General features: G+C 69.2%; 15 protein-coding genes. 7 read left to right on the plus strand and 8 right to left on the minus strand.

The genetic code is table 11. The annotated features are described in order from the left end of the window. Positions 1-4 precede the first annotated feature (4 nt). The 4 genes from AKH00_RS06250 to AKH00_RS06265 form a co-directional block, all read right to left on the minus strand. Positions 5-2,992, minus strand: coding sequence for an AAA family ATPase (locus tag AKH00_RS06250; RefSeq protein WP_050721767.1), 2,988 nt, complete (start codon positions 2,990-2,992; stop codon positions 5-7). Further along, positions 2,992-4,146, minus strand: a complete 1,155-nt coding sequence (locus AKH00_RS06255; RefSeq protein ID WP_050721768.1) for an exonuclease SbcCD subunit D — start codon at positions 4,144-4,146, stop codon at positions 2,992-2,994. The genes AKH00_RS06250 and AKH00_RS06255 overlap by 1 nt, the downstream gene beginning before the upstream one ends. 284 nt (positions 4,147-4,430) lie before the next feature. Further along, on the minus strand, positions 4,431-4,892 hold the full coding sequence (locus AKH00_RS06260) for a DIP1984 family protein (RefSeq protein WP_050721769.1): 462 nt from the start codon (positions 4,890-4,892) through the stop codon (positions 4,431-4,433). Positions 4,893-4,943: 51 nt separating this feature from the next. Next, positions 4,944-5,183 (minus strand): GNAT family N-acetyltransferase, encoded by a 240-nt coding sequence (locus AKH00_RS06265; protein WP_050722085.1) that lies wholly within the window; start codon positions 5,181-5,183, stop codon positions 4,944-4,946. A gap of 396 nt (positions 5,184-5,579) precedes the next feature. Here AKH00_RS06265 and AKH00_RS06270 point away from each other — a divergent pair, with 396 nt between their 5' ends. The 3 genes from AKH00_RS06270 to AKH00_RS06280 are packed head-to-tail and all read left to right on the plus strand — an operon-like array spanning position 5,580 to position 7,518. Beyond that, the gene (locus tag AKH00_RS06270) at positions 5,580-6,281 is read left to right on the plus strand and encodes a winged helix-turn-helix domain-containing protein (RefSeq protein ID WP_050721770.1); all 702 of its coding nucleotides are present in this window, start codon (positions 5,580-5,582) and stop codon (positions 6,279-6,281) included. A gap of 50 nt (positions 6,282-6,331) precedes the next feature. Further along, positions 6,332-7,288, plus strand: coding sequence for a DNA-3-methyladenine glycosylase family protein (locus AKH00_RS06275; protein ID WP_050721771.1), 957 nt, complete (start codon positions 6,332-6,334; stop codon positions 7,286-7,288). A gap of 32 nt (positions 7,289-7,320) precedes the next feature. Next, positions 7,321-7,518, plus strand: coding sequence for a hypothetical protein (locus tag AKH00_RS06280; RefSeq protein WP_050721772.1), 198 nt, complete (start codon positions 7,321-7,323; stop codon positions 7,516-7,518). Positions 7,519-7,549: 31 nt separating this feature from the next. On the opposite strand, the gene AKH00_RS06285 is transcribed toward AKH00_RS06280, so the two are convergent. From AKH00_RS06285 to AKH00_RS06300, 4 genes are all read right to left on the minus strand, one after another. Continuing rightward, the gene (locus tag AKH00_RS06285) at positions 7,550-8,305 is read right to left on the minus strand and encodes an iron ABC transporter ATP-binding protein (RefSeq protein ID WP_050721773.1); all 756 of its coding nucleotides are present in this window, start codon (positions 8,303-8,305) and stop codon (positions 7,550-7,552) included. Further along, positions 8,302-9,333, minus strand: a complete 1,032-nt coding sequence (locus tag AKH00_RS06290; RefSeq protein WP_050721774.1) for an iron chelate uptake ABC transporter family permease subunit — start codon at positions 9,331-9,333, stop codon at positions 8,302-8,304. Before AKH00_RS06290 ends, AKH00_RS06285 begins: the two co-directional genes overlap by 4 nt. Beyond that, entirely contained in the window at positions 9,323-10,369 is a 1,047-nt protein-coding gene (locus AKH00_RS06295) for an ABC transporter permease (protein ID WP_442922369.1), read from the minus strand. Before AKH00_RS06295 ends, AKH00_RS06290 begins: the two co-directional genes overlap by 11 nt. 79 nt (positions 10,370-10,448) lie before the next feature. After that, complete coding sequence (locus AKH00_RS06300) at positions 10,449-11,447, minus strand: ABC transporter substrate-binding protein (protein WP_050721775.1); 999 nt, start codon at positions 11,445-11,447, stop codon at positions 10,449-10,451. Positions 11,448-11,549: 102 nt separating this feature from the next. Between AKH00_RS06300 and AKH00_RS06305 the strand changes: the two genes are divergently transcribed. The 4 genes from AKH00_RS06305 (at position 11,550) to AKH00_RS06320 (ending at position 14,610) form a co-directional block, all read left to right on the plus strand. After that, positions 11,550-12,317: a siderophore-interacting protein gene (locus AKH00_RS06305; RefSeq protein ID WP_050721776.1), complete on the plus strand. Its 768-nt coding sequence runs from the start codon at positions 11,550-11,552 to the stop codon at positions 12,315-12,317. 32 nt (positions 12,318-12,349) lie between these two features. Next, on the plus strand, positions 12,350-12,751 hold the full coding sequence (locus tag AKH00_RS06310) for a VOC family protein (protein ID WP_050721777.1): 402 nt from the start codon (positions 12,350-12,352) through the stop codon (positions 12,749-12,751). Between the two features lie 127 nt (positions 12,752-12,878). Then, positions 12,879-13,145, plus strand: a complete 267-nt coding sequence (locus tag AKH00_RS06315; RefSeq protein ID WP_235556700.1) for a hypothetical protein — start codon at positions 12,879-12,881, stop codon at positions 13,143-13,145. Positions 13,146-13,440: 295 nt separating this feature from the next. Next, the gene (locus tag AKH00_RS06320) at positions 13,441-14,610 is read left to right on the plus strand and encodes an RtcB family protein (RefSeq protein ID WP_050721779.1); all 1,170 of its coding nucleotides are present in this window, start codon (positions 13,441-13,443) and stop codon (positions 14,608-14,610) included. Positions 14,611-14,624 lie beyond the last annotated feature (14 nt).

Here is a 14,624-nt window from a genome sequence, read left to right on the forward strand (position 1 = left end):
CGAGTCAGCGCGTCTCGATCACGCTCGGCCCCTGAGGGGTCGCCCGTACCGCTAGCTGCGCGGGGATCTGCTCCTGCATCGCCTCGACGTGGCTGATCACGCCGACCGTGCGTCCGCCCTGACGGAGTTCGTCGAGGGTGCGCATGGCGACGTCGAGCGTGTCGCCGTCCAGTGATCCGAATCCCTCGTCGATGAACAGCGTGTCCAGTCGGATGCCGCCGGCTCTCGCCGTGACGACCTCGGCGAGTCCGAGCGCCAGGGCGAGCGAGCTGAGGAACGTCTCTCCGCCCGACAACGACTGCGCCGGTCGCGTCTGCCCCGTGTAGGCGTCGAACACCACGATGCCGAGCCCCGAGGCGGCGCCGCGGGCGGCGAGCGCGTCGGAGTGGCGCAACTGGTAGCGTCCGGTGGACATGTCGCCGAGGCGTCGGTTCGCAGCGTCGACGATCTCTTCGAGCTCGGCCGCGAGCACGAAGGTCTCGAGCGTCATCTTGCGCGTGTTCGCTCCGCGCCCCGCGATGGCATCCGCGAGTCCGCGCAGCACGTCGAAGTCCGCCGCGCCTTCAGCCGATCGCTCATATGCGCTTCGTGCGTCCGCGAGGAGACCGCTCAGTCTCTCGGCCGCGCCCGCGGCACGTTCGGCCGCGGTGACGGCTTCGGTCCAGCGCGCACGGGCCTCGGCGGATCGCGTTTCGGCGGGACCGAGGTCGATCGGCTCCTCTGGCAGCGTCCGCAGCTCGAGGGGCAGCAGGATCGCGCGCTCCTTCTCGCGCTGCACCGCGTGCTGGGCGATGCGCTCGTCGAGCGCCTCCTGCGCTGCAGCGGATCTCAGAGCATGGTCGGCGGCCGCGGCATCCGGGAAGGGCGAGTCGTCGAGAGCGGCCGCCAGCTCCGCGTCGGCCGCGGTGGCCGCGTCGAGCCGGCGCACGAGCTCGGCGCTCGCGTCGAGGAGCGTCCTGGCCGCAGCGACCTCGCCGTCGGAGCATGCGAGTCGCTCGGCGACCGAGGGGTGCGTCCCGCGCGCCTCGGCGACCACGGCTCTCGCCTCGGTCGCGCGCTGGGCGAGAAGCCCCTGTGCTTCTCTGACCTCCGCGAGCGCGGCGGTCGCCGAATCGCGCTCGGCCTGCAGAACGTTCGCCCGGGCCTGCAGGTCGACGAGGCTCGACTCGAGCACGCGGACGCGTTCGACGGCGGCTGCCGCCAGTTCGTGCTCCCGTGCGCTCCGCTCCTGTTCGCTCGTGGCCGCGTCGACGTCGCGTCCGTCGGCACGCGTGCGCGCAGCGATCAGATCGGACCGCACTGCGCCGAGCCGCTCGCTCGCATCTCGTTCCGCCGCTGCGGCGGCGTCGCGGCGGGTCTCGGCCTCGGCGACGTCCTCGGCGGACACGGGATCCACATGCAGGGCGGGCGCAGGGTGCTCGTGCGCGCCGCAGACGGGACAGGCAGCACCGTCCTGCAGCTCCGACGCGAGCTCGCCCGCGAATCCCTCGAGACGGCGTTTCCGCAGCGCGGTGAGTTCGCTCTGGCGCGATGTCAGTGTCGCGCTCATCTCGACGAGAGCGCGCTCGGCTGACTGCTCGGCGCTCTCGAGGCCGGCGACCTCGACGGCGGCCGCGAGTCTCGCAGTCGCTGCGGCGGCCTCCGTCGACCGCACCTCCACTCGACCGGCGGTGAGACGTTCGTCGTCGAGTTCGCGGCTCAGCTGATCCTGGCGGGCGGGCAGGCCGTCCCGCTCCGCGTCGATCGTCGCGAGTCGCGTCGTCGCCGCCGACACCGCGTCGCCTGCCCTCGCGAGTTCGGCCTCGATAGCCGGAAGCGCGCGCTCGAGCTCCTCAGCGCGCCGCCACACGCCCGACTCGCGGGTGCGCTCGGCGATCCATTCGTCGAGATCGTCCGTGTCGACGTCGAGCGATTCCCAGCTGCGCCGCGCCTCGGCCTCCGCATCACGCGCCGCGACCGTCGCCGCAGATGCACGGGACGCGGACGCGATGGTCGCCCGCAGGCTCTCCGCCAGCCGCGCCTGCGCGAGTTCCTCCCTCGCTGCCGCGATCGCGGGCTCCTCCGCGTCGAGTGTCGCGAGCGCCAGCCGTGCACGGTCACGCTCCTGCTGGTCACGCTGTTCCTCCTTCGCGGCGGCGAGCGCGGCGTCGGCCTGCGACGATCGCTCCTCGGCCTCGACCTTCTCGGCGGCGAGACGTTCGGCCCGATAGTCCGCGCGCGCACGGGCACGGTCGAGTTCCTCGAGGCGTTCTTCCGTCGTGCGAGGGGCGTCCTGCGGGTCGATGCTCAGAGCGGCCTCCTGCTCCGGCACGGTCGCGGCGAGCGCGACGACGAGACGCTCCGCCTCGTCGAGTCGCGCTGAGACAGCGGCGAGGCCTGCACGGAGTTCCTCCTCAGCCGCACGGCGTCGCTCCTCGAATCGCGCCTGCACGTCTTCGAAACGCTCGGTGCCGAAGAGTCGGCGCAAGAGCGCCTGACGGTCGCGGCTCCCTGCCAGCAGGAACTCGGAGAACCGGTTCTGCGCCAGCAGGATCACCTGCAGGAACTGCTCGCGACTGAGCTGCAGGATCTCATCGAGCTCATACGCGGCCTCGCGCTCCTTGGCGGCGAGTCCCACCCATTCGCCGGCGACCATGGTGTCCAGCTGCACGGCGGAGGCCTGGGTCGTCATGCCGCCACCGCGACGTTTGGGGCGCTCGTACTCGGGTGAGCGCCGCACGCGGTAGCGGCCGGCCGGAGTGCTGAACTCGACCACGACCTCGGTGATGTCGTCGGGCTCGCAGTGGTCGCTGCGCAGACGCTTGTCCCCGCCGTCGTAGCGTGGCACACCGCCGTACAGACCGAAGCAGACGGCATCGAGGATGCTGGACTTGCCCGCCCCCGTCCGCCCCGCGATCAGGAAGATGCCGTCATCCGCGAAGGCGTCGAAATCGACGCTCTGACGGGCACGGAAAGGGCCGAAGCCTTCGACCTCGAGCCGATGCAGCTGCATCAGATCAGCGCATCCGCGCGCACGCGGTCGTCGAGCACCTCGCGGATCAGCTCCCTCTCGCGCTCCGTCGGCCCGTGACCCGAGCGCACGTGCTCGAGGAACGCCTCGATGCGCTCGGTGTCGGTGACCGCGCCGCGCAGACGGTCGGCGTAGGAGCGTTCGACGGTCTCCTCCGCGACGTCGGGCCGGTGCTGCACCATCGCGCAGTACGGATAGCTCTCACGCAGTCGGCGCATCGGCTCGGTCTGCGCGAGCGCGTCGGTGTACACCGCGCACACCCAGTCGTCCGCATGCGCGGCGACGTTCTCGGCGGAGAGGATTTCGTCGATCGTGCCGGTGAGAGTGACGAGGCGGCGCGGCACCGGGAGCTCCAGCCAGCGCACATCCGCGAGTCCGTCGGCGTCGAGGTCGACGAGCCAGGACCCGCGGGGCTTGCTCTGCTCCCCGAAGCTGTAGTGCAGGGGCGCACCCGAGTATCGCACGCGCTCGCTCACCCGCTGACGACCGTGGATGTGACCGAGCGCTACGTAGTCGGGGCCGTCGAAGACGGCGAGCGGCACGACATCGAGTCCGCCCTGACGGACCTCGCGCTCGAGGCCCATCGTGGCGTCGACGCCCGCGGCGAAGCAGTGCGCGATCGCGATCGAGCGCCCCGGGTTCTCGGTCATCCCCGCGCGCACCAGGTCCATCGCGTGGGCGAGTGTCTGCGCTTGCGTGCGCATCTCGACGTCGTTCCAGTGCTGGCGCACGATCGCCGGCTCGAGGTAGGGAATACCGTAGAACCGCACGGGCCCGTGCTCGTCGTCGATCGTCACCGGATCGCCGATCGCGAGCGGATCGGTCAGCACGTGGATGCCGTCGCGCAGCAGCCGCGCCTGGAACCCGAGTCGTGCAGCCGAGTCGTGATTGCCGCTCGTCACGACGACGCGCGCCCCGGCGTCGTGCAGCGAGACGAGCGCATCGCTCAGCAGCGTGTACGCGGCTCCCGCAGGGGTCGCGGAGTCGAACACGTCTCCCGCGACGATGACGACGTCGACCGCGTGCTCCCGCACCTGCGCCGTGAGCGCGTCGAGCACCTCGGCCAGCGCGTCCATGGTCGAGCTGCCATGGAAGGTGCGACCGATGTGCCAGTCGGAGGTGTGCAGGATCCTCATACCCACACGGTACGAACGACCACGGACATTCGGTCCGAGGCGTGCCGCCGAGGCGTGAGAGAACGGCCGTCGACCGACAGCCCGGCTCTGGAGCGGAAGATCCCCTGACCCACCCTCGTCAGAACGGTCGACACGCGGTGATGCGTGTTGCGCTGTGCGCGATCACGTGTGCGGCGTGCGGGGCTGCGCGATGCGATTCGCGGGCTGCCCTCCGCCCCACAGGTGCCGGACTTGCCCCTCCGGCTGGGGGTGTGCCCGCCCCGTCCTGACTACCGACTTCCGCTCTATTCCTCCAGATCGTGCGTCCAGTTGGCCTGTTGGATCCTGTTGTCGAGCTCTCGCAGCTCGCGCGCGGTCTCGTCGGCTCTGACCCGCAGCGGCGCCACCGGCAGCGCAGACAGTTGACGCAGCTCGCTGCGCATCTGCCGGAACCCCGCGGTGCCGGATGCCGCGGCCGCGGCATCCGCGAGCACGGAATGCTTCCACCGCAGCACGTCGCGTGCGGCGAGGGCATCCGTCATGGTGCCGTCGACGCCGAGGTCGAGGCGCGCGTTGGTGGCGTTGATCCGTCCTATCAGGCCGCGCAGAGCCTCAAGAGCCTCCTCGGCCTCGACCAGCAGCGCGGAGGCGTCCTCCGCGGGCTCCTCGCCCTCCTGGTACCGCGCGTTGGCGGTGATGCGGGCACGCAGCTGCTCGACGCGGCGCTGCAGGTCGGCTCTGGCGGTGAGCGCCTCTGCGAGTCTCATGCGCTCATCCTCGCAGGGTCACGACGTAACACGGCGTCACATGCCGCCTGGTCACCGGGAGCGCAGCAGCGCGGCGTGCTCGGGGTGCGCGGAGAACCAGTCGGCGACGTACCAGCACACCGCGTCGACCTTGCGGTCACCGCGTGACTCGATGTCGGCGACCGCCCCTTCCACGACGATGCCCGCATAGCCGTGGCCCCGGAAAGTCGGGATCGTGAAGGCGCGGGTGAGGGCGATGGTGCGACCGTCGTCGCGGTAGTCGAGCACGCTCACGAGCTGCCCGTCGCGCATCAGCGTGTACCGCGACGCGTCCTTCTCGTCGGTCAGGAGGAATCCGGATGCGAGGGTCGAGGAAGTCACTCCTCCACGTTACGCCCGCGCTCGCGGGAGGTCGCGGTTTTGACACGCCCGGACTTCTTCGGTAATAATTCCCCCCATGACTACCAACGCAAGCCCTTTGTCCGCCCAGGAGGCGAACGGGACTGCCGGGATGATGATGCCCGGTCGCGTTGGCATGTGTTGCCGAATGTGTCGCTGAACGAACAGCCACTCCGCCTGACCTGATCTTTCGCGATCTGCGAGGTCCGGGTCACCGAGCATCCACCCTTGCTCGCTTCTCCGGCTCGCCCGGTCATTCATGCAACGCATCCGAGCCTCTTCGGCTCACGTCCTGAGGACTTCATCATCATGTCGAACACCGCCCTTCTCGAGCGTCCCTCCACCGCCGCCGTCCGCACCGCTCCCGCGCCGACCGCCGCCGCCCCGCTCGCCGCCGATCTTCCCGCCGTCCGCTCTCCGCGCGGCTTCGCCCTCTACGTCGGCCTCGACGAGATCAAGGCCGCCGAGGCCGGGGTGAGCCTGCCGCTGCTCGTCGACGCTCTGCGACGCACGCTCGCCGAACTCGCACCCGGCGCTGAGACGCACGCGACCGTCGCGCTCGCCCCTCACGGCTCCGGCGGCCGCGACCTCGACGTGGTCCGCCTCGCCCTGCAGGAGCCCGGCGCGATCGCCCGCACCAAGGCCGCAGCCGAGGAGGAGACCGTCGACGAGGACGGCGGCGTCGTCGTCGACATCTCCCGCAAGCGCGTCCTCATCGACGGCGAGTCCGCCGCATTCACCTACAAGGAGTTCGAGCTGCTGCAGTACCTCGTGCTCCGCGAGGGCCGCACGATCGAGCGCAGCGAGCTCGTGTCGGCGCTGTGGCAGGCTCAGGACGACGAGACGCCGGGCGAGCGCACGATCGACGTCCACGTGCGCCGACTCCGCGCCAAGCTCGGTCGCTACGAGGACATCGTCCGCACCGTCCGCGGCATCGGCTACCGTTTCGACCGTCACGCAGACGTCGTGATCCGCTACGGCCACGGCACGCCCTCCCCCGACCGCTTCTGATCCTCGAGCGCTCCGACCGGAGTGTCAGGGGCCCCGCGTAGGGTGAGCGCATGACTCTCGCGCAGGATGCCGCCGCCACGCGGGCGTCCGCGCACGCGCGAGTCGAGTCCGTGTACCGCCCGCCGCATCCCCTCGATCTGCGCCGCACGGTGGGGATGCTGCGCCGCGGCCCGGGCGACCCGACCATGATGTTCGACGGTCCCGTCATCTGGCGCACCGTGCGCACCGGACTCGGTCCCGCGACGCTCGCGCTGCGCTCCGTCGGCGCCGAGATCCGGGTGAGCGCCTGGGGAGATGGCGCCGCCGAGGCCCTCGACCTGGTCACCGCGCTCTGCGGCGCCGAGGACGACGCCACCGGATTCGACCCGTCCTCGCACCCTCTGATCGCCGAGGTCGCCCGCCGCTCACCCGGTCTGCGCCTCGCGCGCACGGGCGAGGTCTTCGACGCGCTCGCGTGCGCGATCCTCGAGCAGAAGGTCACGGGACTCGAGGCCTTCCGTGCGTGGCGGCTCCTCGTCACGAAGCACGGCCGGCGGGCTCCCGGGCCGACACCGCGGCCCCTGTACACGGCGCCGACGGCGGACGAGTGGCGACTCATCCCCTCCTGGGATTGGCATCGCGCGGGTGTCCAGCCACCCCAGTCGAAGACGATCGTGCGCGTGGCCGAGCGAGGCGCGCGCGTCTCTCGCGCCCTGCTCGCGACCACGTCCGGCGACGACCGCGACCGCGTCCTCACGAGCCTCCCCGGCATCGGCCCCTGGACCTCGGCCGAGACCAGGATCCGCGCGCTCGGCGACCCTGATGCGGTGAGCGTGGGCGACTATCATCTGGCGCACGAGGTCGGTCATGCGCTCAGCGGGCATCGCACGGACGACGCGGGGATGCTGCAGCTCCTCGCCCCCTGGGCCGGGCATCGTCAGCGGGTCATCCGACTCATCTATGCGAGCGGTGTCAGCGAGCCGCGTCGCGGTCCCCGCCTCACGCCGGCCGACCACCGTCGTCACTGACCCCGGGACCGGTCGACCTCTAGGCTGTACGCATGTCCCGCACCGCACTCCGCCTGTCCGTCACGCTCGGTCTGCTCGTCGCCGGGATCGTCATCGGCCTCGTCTTCCAGAACGTGTGGCTGGGCCTCCTCCTCGCGGCGATCGTGTGGCTCGGCTGGTTCCTCGGATACGAGTCGCGCCGAGGCCGCAACGCCGGCGTCAACGACGAAGACCACGGCATCGAACTCTGAGCCCGCGCGGAGCGCGCGGGAGGCGACGTCGTCAGTAGTACACGGCCAGAGGTCCTGACGGGCCGTCGACGACCCGCACCGGGGTGTCGAACACCCGGGTGAGAACGTCGTCGGTCATGATCTCGGCCGGCGTTCCGAACTCGACGACCTCGCCGTCCTTCATGGCGCAGATGCGGTCGGCGTAGTGCCCCGCGAAGTTGATGTCGTGCAGCACGATCACGATCGTCCGCCCGAGCTCCTCGGCAGCGCGGCGGAGGTGCTTCATCATCTGCACGGCATGCTTCATGTCGAGGTTGTTCAGCGGCTCGTCGAGCAGCACGAACTCGGTGTCCTGCGCGAGCACCATCGCGACGTACGCACGTTGCCGCTGCCCGCCGGACAGCTCGTCGATGAAGCGCTGTTCGAGGTCGGTGAGCCCGAGGAAATCGATCGCCTCGGAGATCCTGTCCTCGTCGACCTGTGTGAGCCGCCCGCCGGAGTGCGGATAACGGCCGAAGCCGACGAGCTGGCGCACCGTGAGCCGCGTCACGAAGTGGTTCTCCTGTCGCAGGATCGAGACGATCCTGGCAACCTGCTTCGACGGGGCTCGATGCACATCGAGACCCGCGATCTCGACGGTGCCCTCATCGGGGCTGAGGAGTCGCCCGACCATGGTCAGCAGGGTCGATTTGCCGGCTCCGTTCGGTCCGATGAGCGCCACGACGCCTCCCGCCGGAAGGTCCAGCGAGATGGGGCCGATCGCGGTGTCGCTGCTGTACCGGTGGACGAGATCGCGGATGCGGATCACAGTCGCCCCTTTCGGAGGATGACGAGGAGGAAGACGAGCCCGCCGATCAGTTCGACGATGATCGTGACGGCGCTCGCCAGAGTGAACACGTGCTTGAGGAGCATGTAGGCGAGACCGAGCGCGACATACCCGAGCAGCCAGGCCACGGGCAGCAGCAGACGGTGGTCGTAGGTGTCGGCGATCGAATAGGCGAGCGTCGCGACGAGGAACCCGAGGAACGTCATCGGACCGAACAGCGACGTGCTCATCGCCGAGAGGATCGCGACCAGCGTCAGCATGAGCATCACCTGGCGCTTGTGATTCAGACCGAGGTTCGTGCTGACGTCCCTGCCGAGGGCGATGAGGTCGAGGCGTCTCGACAGCATCCAGATCGCTCCTCCGGCGGCGGCGCACACGGGGATCACGAACCACAGGAAGTCGGTGTTCGCGTTCGTGATGCTGCCGAACAGGCGCGCGGCGAGCACGTCGAACTCGTTCGGGTCGAGCATCTGCTGCAGGAACGTCGACAGGGCGCCCATGCCCGTGCCCAGGATGATGCCGATCAGCAGCATGACATGCAGGTTGCCGAAGCGCCCGGAGAGCAGCCAGGAGTAGAGCAGCACCGCGAAGATCACCATGAGAGCCGACTGCAGCAGGAAACGCGTGAACGGGTCGAATCCCGAGAGCCCGGCGACCCCGAAGAAGAACACGATCGATGTCTGGATGAGTACGTACAGCGATTCGAAGCCCATGATCGACGGCGTGATGATGCGATTGTTCGTCGCGGTCTGGAACGCGACCGTCGCGAAGGCCTGGCAGAACGTGACGACCGCGATCACGAGGACGCCCGAGACGCGCATGCGCGAGATCCGCATCCATCGCTCGCTGAACGGGACGTAGGGGTTGTCCCAGCACAGCAGGAGGGCGGTGATGACGAGGGCTCCCACGATCAGCCCGGCGAGCACCAGGCCGTACCGGCGGCGGTGCGCGGGGTCCGCGAAGGAACCGGCGCTCCTCACCGGGGACGGGACGCCGAGGTCAGCGGACACGGGTCCTCCTCGTTCGCAGGAGCATCGCGATGAACACGGCCGACCCGACGACCCCGAGAACGAGGGAGATGGGCACCTCGAAGGGCATGATGATCGTCCGTCCGATGAGGTCGCAGATCGTCACGATCCAGATGCCGGTGAGGAACACCCAGGGGAGGTTCGAGCGCAGGTCGTCTCCGCGCACCATCGCGACGAGGTTCGGGACGATGAGCCCGAGGAACGGCAGCGCGCCGATGATCACCGTGACGACGCCAGTGGTCATCGCCACGAGTCCGACGCCGAGCAGAACGACCCGCTCGTAGTGGAGCCCGACGTTCGTCGCGATATCCCTGCCCAGACCGGCGACCGTGAAGCGATCCGCAGCGATCACCACCACGATCGAGACGCCGAGCACGATCCAGAGCGGCTCGTAGCGGCCGATCTCGATGCCCGTGAAGCGCCCCATGAACCATCCGCCGATCACCTGCAGGAGGTTGAAGCGCAGGGCGAGGAACGTCGAGACGGCGCTGACGACGGCGCCGAACATGATGCCGACGATCGGCACGATCAGCGAGGACTTCAGCGTGACCCTCCGCAGGAACGCGAAGAAGACGAGGGTCCCCGCGAACGCGAAGACGATCGCGATCGCCATCTTCTCCACGACCCCGGATGCCGGCAGCAGGATGTAGGCGACGAGCAACCCCAGCCCGGCCCACTCCGTCGTGCCGACGGTGGTCGGCTCGACGAAGCGGTTCTGCGTCATGAGCTGCATCACGAGCCCGGCCATGGCCATGCTCGCGCCCGCCAGCACGAGCGACGCCGTGCGCGGTACCCGGGTGATCCAGAGGAACTCACCCCCCTCCCCGTCGGCGGCGGTGATGTCGGCGACGCCCGTGAGGAGCGACACGGTGATCAGTCCGAGCGTCAGCACGACGGCGATCAGCAGCGGCCAGGTGCGCGACCATCGGGACCGAGGGCGACGCGTCGGCGCACCCGCGAGGGCGTCGGTGTTCGTGATGCGCCGAGGGGGCGGTTCGGCGGGGATCGTCGAGGTCACAGGTCTCTCCGGACGGACATGACGGGCGCCGCTGCCGCGTCCGATGAGGACGGGCAGCGGCGCGGTGGGCGTCAGCGGGTCACGCGGACTCGAACAGCTCGGTGAGGCCGTTCAGGACCGCGATGTACGCGAACACGTCCTCGGTCAGGTAGTAGTCGGCGGGCATCACCGCGATGGCCTCGTTCTGCACCGCGGGGACATTCGCGAGAGCGGCCGAGCCGGTGATGAGCTCGAGGGCGGGGACCACGGTCTGCCCCTCCTCGGTTACGGCCGCGTCGCGGTCGAGCACCAGGAGGTAGTCGGCGTTGGCCTGCGCGAGCGCCTCCAGCGAGACGTTGTCGCCGGTGTGATCGGACGATCCCGCGGCGTCGAGCGCCGGGGTCATGCCCACCAGATCGAAGAAGATGCTCGCACCGCGACCGTCGGTGGGGTTGGAGTAGTTGATCTCTCCGCCCGAGGTGACCAGGCCCATCACGGTCTTCTCGGAGTCGTAGGCGTTCTTCGCGTCATCGAGGGCCGCGTGGAACTCGTCCACCAGCGCCTCCGCCTCGTCCTTGCGGTTGAACACCTCGCCCATCAGGGTGATGCTCTCGACGACGAACTCGTCTGCGCTCTGGTCTTCGGGACCGGTCATGTCGAGGAAGGCCGCGTCGGGGGCGGCATCCTTCACACCCTGCGCGTTCTCCTCGCTGCTGAACCGGTAGCCGTTGACGACGAGGTCGGGGTCGGCGGCGACGATCTGCTCGAAGTCCGGCCCGGTGTGCAGGCCGATGTTGAGGATGTCGGACGAGTCCTTGAGCGGGTTCTCGGGGCTGAACAGGTCGAGCGGAGCGACGGTGACGGGGAGGTCCCAGTCTGCGGCGAGCTGGAAGAAGCGGTTGTCGGTGACGGCGACGCTGTCGGCGCTCTCGATCGTCACCTCGTTGCCGGCCATGTCGGTCACCGTCACGGGGTAGTAGTCCTCCGAGGCTGCGGGCTTCTCGGCCTCCGCGGAGTCCGAGGTGGCGGCGCAACCGCCGAGGGCGAGGATGCCGACGAGACCGATGCTGGTGGCGACGAGGGTTCTGGGCACGGACATGGAGAGACTCCTGTTCTGCGGTGTGGATCGCGCTCGATCGGCGCGAGAGGAACGGACTTAGGTATGACTAAGTCCCCTCCAACATAGGTTAGCCTTACTTAAATGAGCAATATTTACGACGGGTTCACGATCGAGCGCCGAGGTCTCGAGCTCCGGTTCCGCACGGTCACCCTCTCGGCTCGCGAGTGGCTCGCCCCCGATTACGTGCGCGTCCGGCTGGTCGGCGCCGAGCTCGCCGGCTTCACCTCCCCGGGTGCGGACGACCACATGCGGTTGTTCTTCCCCGCGGGACCTGTCGGCTCCGTCGAGGAGATGCGCGAGGCTCCGAGCCGCGAGTACACGCCCCTCGCCTGGGGCGAGAACTGGCTCGACGTCGAATTCGCGGAGCACGGCGACGTGGGAGTCGCGGCACGCTGGGCGGCGACGGCTCCGCTCGGCTCGTCGATCGGAGTGGGCGGGCCGCGCGGCTCGGCCGTCATCTCCGGAGAGCCCGGATCCTGGCTCCTCGTCGGCGACGAGACCGCGATCCCCGCGATCCGGCGCTTCGCCGCTCTCATCCCCCCAGCAACACCGGCTCGCATCGTGATCGAGACCGCGTCGCCCGGGCGGGAGATGGAGATCGATGCCCCGGTCGAGGTCGAGTGGCTGCACCGCGGGGATGCCCCCTCCGGCTCCGCCCTCATCGCGTTCCTCAACGACCTCCGCGACGAGGAGGCGGTGGGCCCCGATCCCTTCGTCTTCGTCGCCGCCGAGCAGTCCATCGTCAAGCCCGGTCGCGCTCTGCTCGAGCGCTGGGGCGTGGATTCTGCGAAGGCCATTGTGAAGGGCTACTGGAAGCGCGGCGAAGCCGAGTATCACGCACCGCACTGACGCCCCACGGACTCTGCTGACAGACTGGGCGCATGGCGCTTGTCGATCACCTGGGCATCACCGTCGACGACCTCGAGCGCGGCAGGGGTCAGTTCCATCCGGTCCTCAGCGCGCTCGGCTATGTGAGCGGAGGAGAGGACGACCACTCGATCTCGTGGAACAACGGCGAGGAGACCGAGATCATCCTCTACACCTGGGATGAGGAGTCCGCACCGCACCGGCACGGCCGCATAGGCTGGCAGCACATCGCCTTCGCGATGGACTCGCGCGCCGATGTCGACCGCCTGCACACGGTCGCGACGGATGCCGGGTGGACCGCCGTCCGGGAGCCGAAGGAGTACCCGCGCTACTCCGACCGGTACTACGCCTCGTTCGTGGAGGACGCCGACGGCATCCGCATCGAGTTCATGTACAACCCGCCGCGCGAGAGCTGACCAGCGACTCGTCCTGCACATCGCTCCCGCGTCGCGGGTTGTGCACTCTTCGTGGAATCCCGGAATCCGTTGTCCTGCGACCGTGGCAGACTCCCGGCATCGGTGCGACGATCGGAGGATGGGGTTCATGAACGATGCGCAGACCTGGACGGTGATCGGCGTCGTCAGCGCCGTGCTCTTCAGCATGATCGGCGTCGTCTCGACGCTGTTCGTCCGCATCCTCCGCGCGGAGATCGGCGGCCTCCGTGGCGAGATGAATGCGCGCTTCGACGCCGTCAACAGCAAGTTCGACGTCGTGCACAGCCGCATCGACGCGATGAGCGCTCGCATCGACGGCCTCGACCGCGACGTACAGGCGCTCGTGAAACGCACCTTCGGCCTCGACCGCGAGTGACGACTCCGGGCGCTTCCTTGACGCCCGGGCGTGTCGTCCTCTACTGTGGCAAAGCTGTGCCGATCGGCGCAGCACGCCAGCCGAGGAGACGACGGATGACCGCCCTGCGGAATCTTCCCATCGCAGCGGTGTCGATGTTTCAGCAGAAGCACGATGACCGCTACGAGTCGTACCCTCCGGCGCGCGCCGTGTGACAGCATCCGCTCTCGCAACGCCCCGCACCGTCAGGTCCGGGGCGTTTTCCGTGTGGGAGACCCCTGACCTGTGGCTGGACACCATCACAAGGAAAGGAATCATGGAGAGGCTCTCCGCACGGCTGCTGTCGTGGGCGTCGCTGATCGACGAGAAGACGCTCGATCAGGCGCACACCACGGCCCGCATGCCGTTCATCCACCCGCACCTGGCGCTGATGCCGGACGCGCACCTCGGAAAGGGGGCGACGGTCGGATCGGTCATCCCGACGCTCGGCGCGATCATTCCGGCCGCTGTGGGCGTCGACATCGGCTGCGGCATGATCGCCGTCCGCACCGCGTTCACGAGGGGCGACCTCGACGGTCGTGACCTCGCCGAGCTCCGGGAGCAGATCGAGCGCGCCATCCCGCTGTCCGCGGGCCGCTACAACCGCAAGATCGTCGCGACGGCCGAGCCGAGGATCGCCGAGCTCGAGCAGCTCGCCGAGAAGAACGGCATCGACCCCGCGGCCTACGCCGGGAACTGGCGACTGCAGCTGGGCACGCTCGGCTCGGGCAACCACTTCATCGAGGTGTCGGTGGACGAGCTCGACCGGGTGTGGCTTTTCCTGCACTCGGGATCGCGTGGCGTGGGAAACCGGATCGCCGGGCACCACATCACGGTCGCGCAGCGGCTCGCGAAGCAGTGGTGGATCGAGCTGCCCGACCCCGACCTGGCCTACCTCGTCGAGGGCACGCCGGAGTTCACCCGCTACATCCGGGAACTGCGGTGGGCTCAGCGCTTCGCGCTGCTGAACCGCGAGGAGATGATGGACCGCGTCATCCGGCAGGTGTCGGAGTTCCTCGGGGTTCCGGTCGACGAGCAGGAGCGGATCAACTGCCACCACAACTTCACCGAGTCCGAGAAGCACTACGGAAAGCAGGTGTGGGTGTCCCGCAAGGGAGCGATCCAGGCGGATGCCGGTCGGCCGGGCCTCATCCCCGGGTCGATGGGCACCGCATCGTACGTGGTGGAGGGACTCGGCGATCCGCAGTCGCTGAACTCCTCACCGCACGGCGCGGGGCGAGAGTACTCCCGGTCGGCGGCGCGGCGCACCTTCTCGCACGAGCAGCTGCGGGCGGCGATGTCGGGCATCGAGTTCCGCGACACCGACGCCTTCATCGACGAGATCCCGCAGGCGTACAAGCCGATCGACCAGGTGATGACGGATGCCGCGAGCCTCGTCAGGGTGCGGCACACGCTGCGGCAGCTCGTCAACGTGAAGGGCGACTGAGCGGAGGGGTGGGT

This window comes from Microbacterium sp. GCS4, from assembly GCF_001262495.1.
GTDB lineage: Bacteria > Actinomycetota > Actinomycetes > Actinomycetales > Microbacteriaceae > Microbacterium.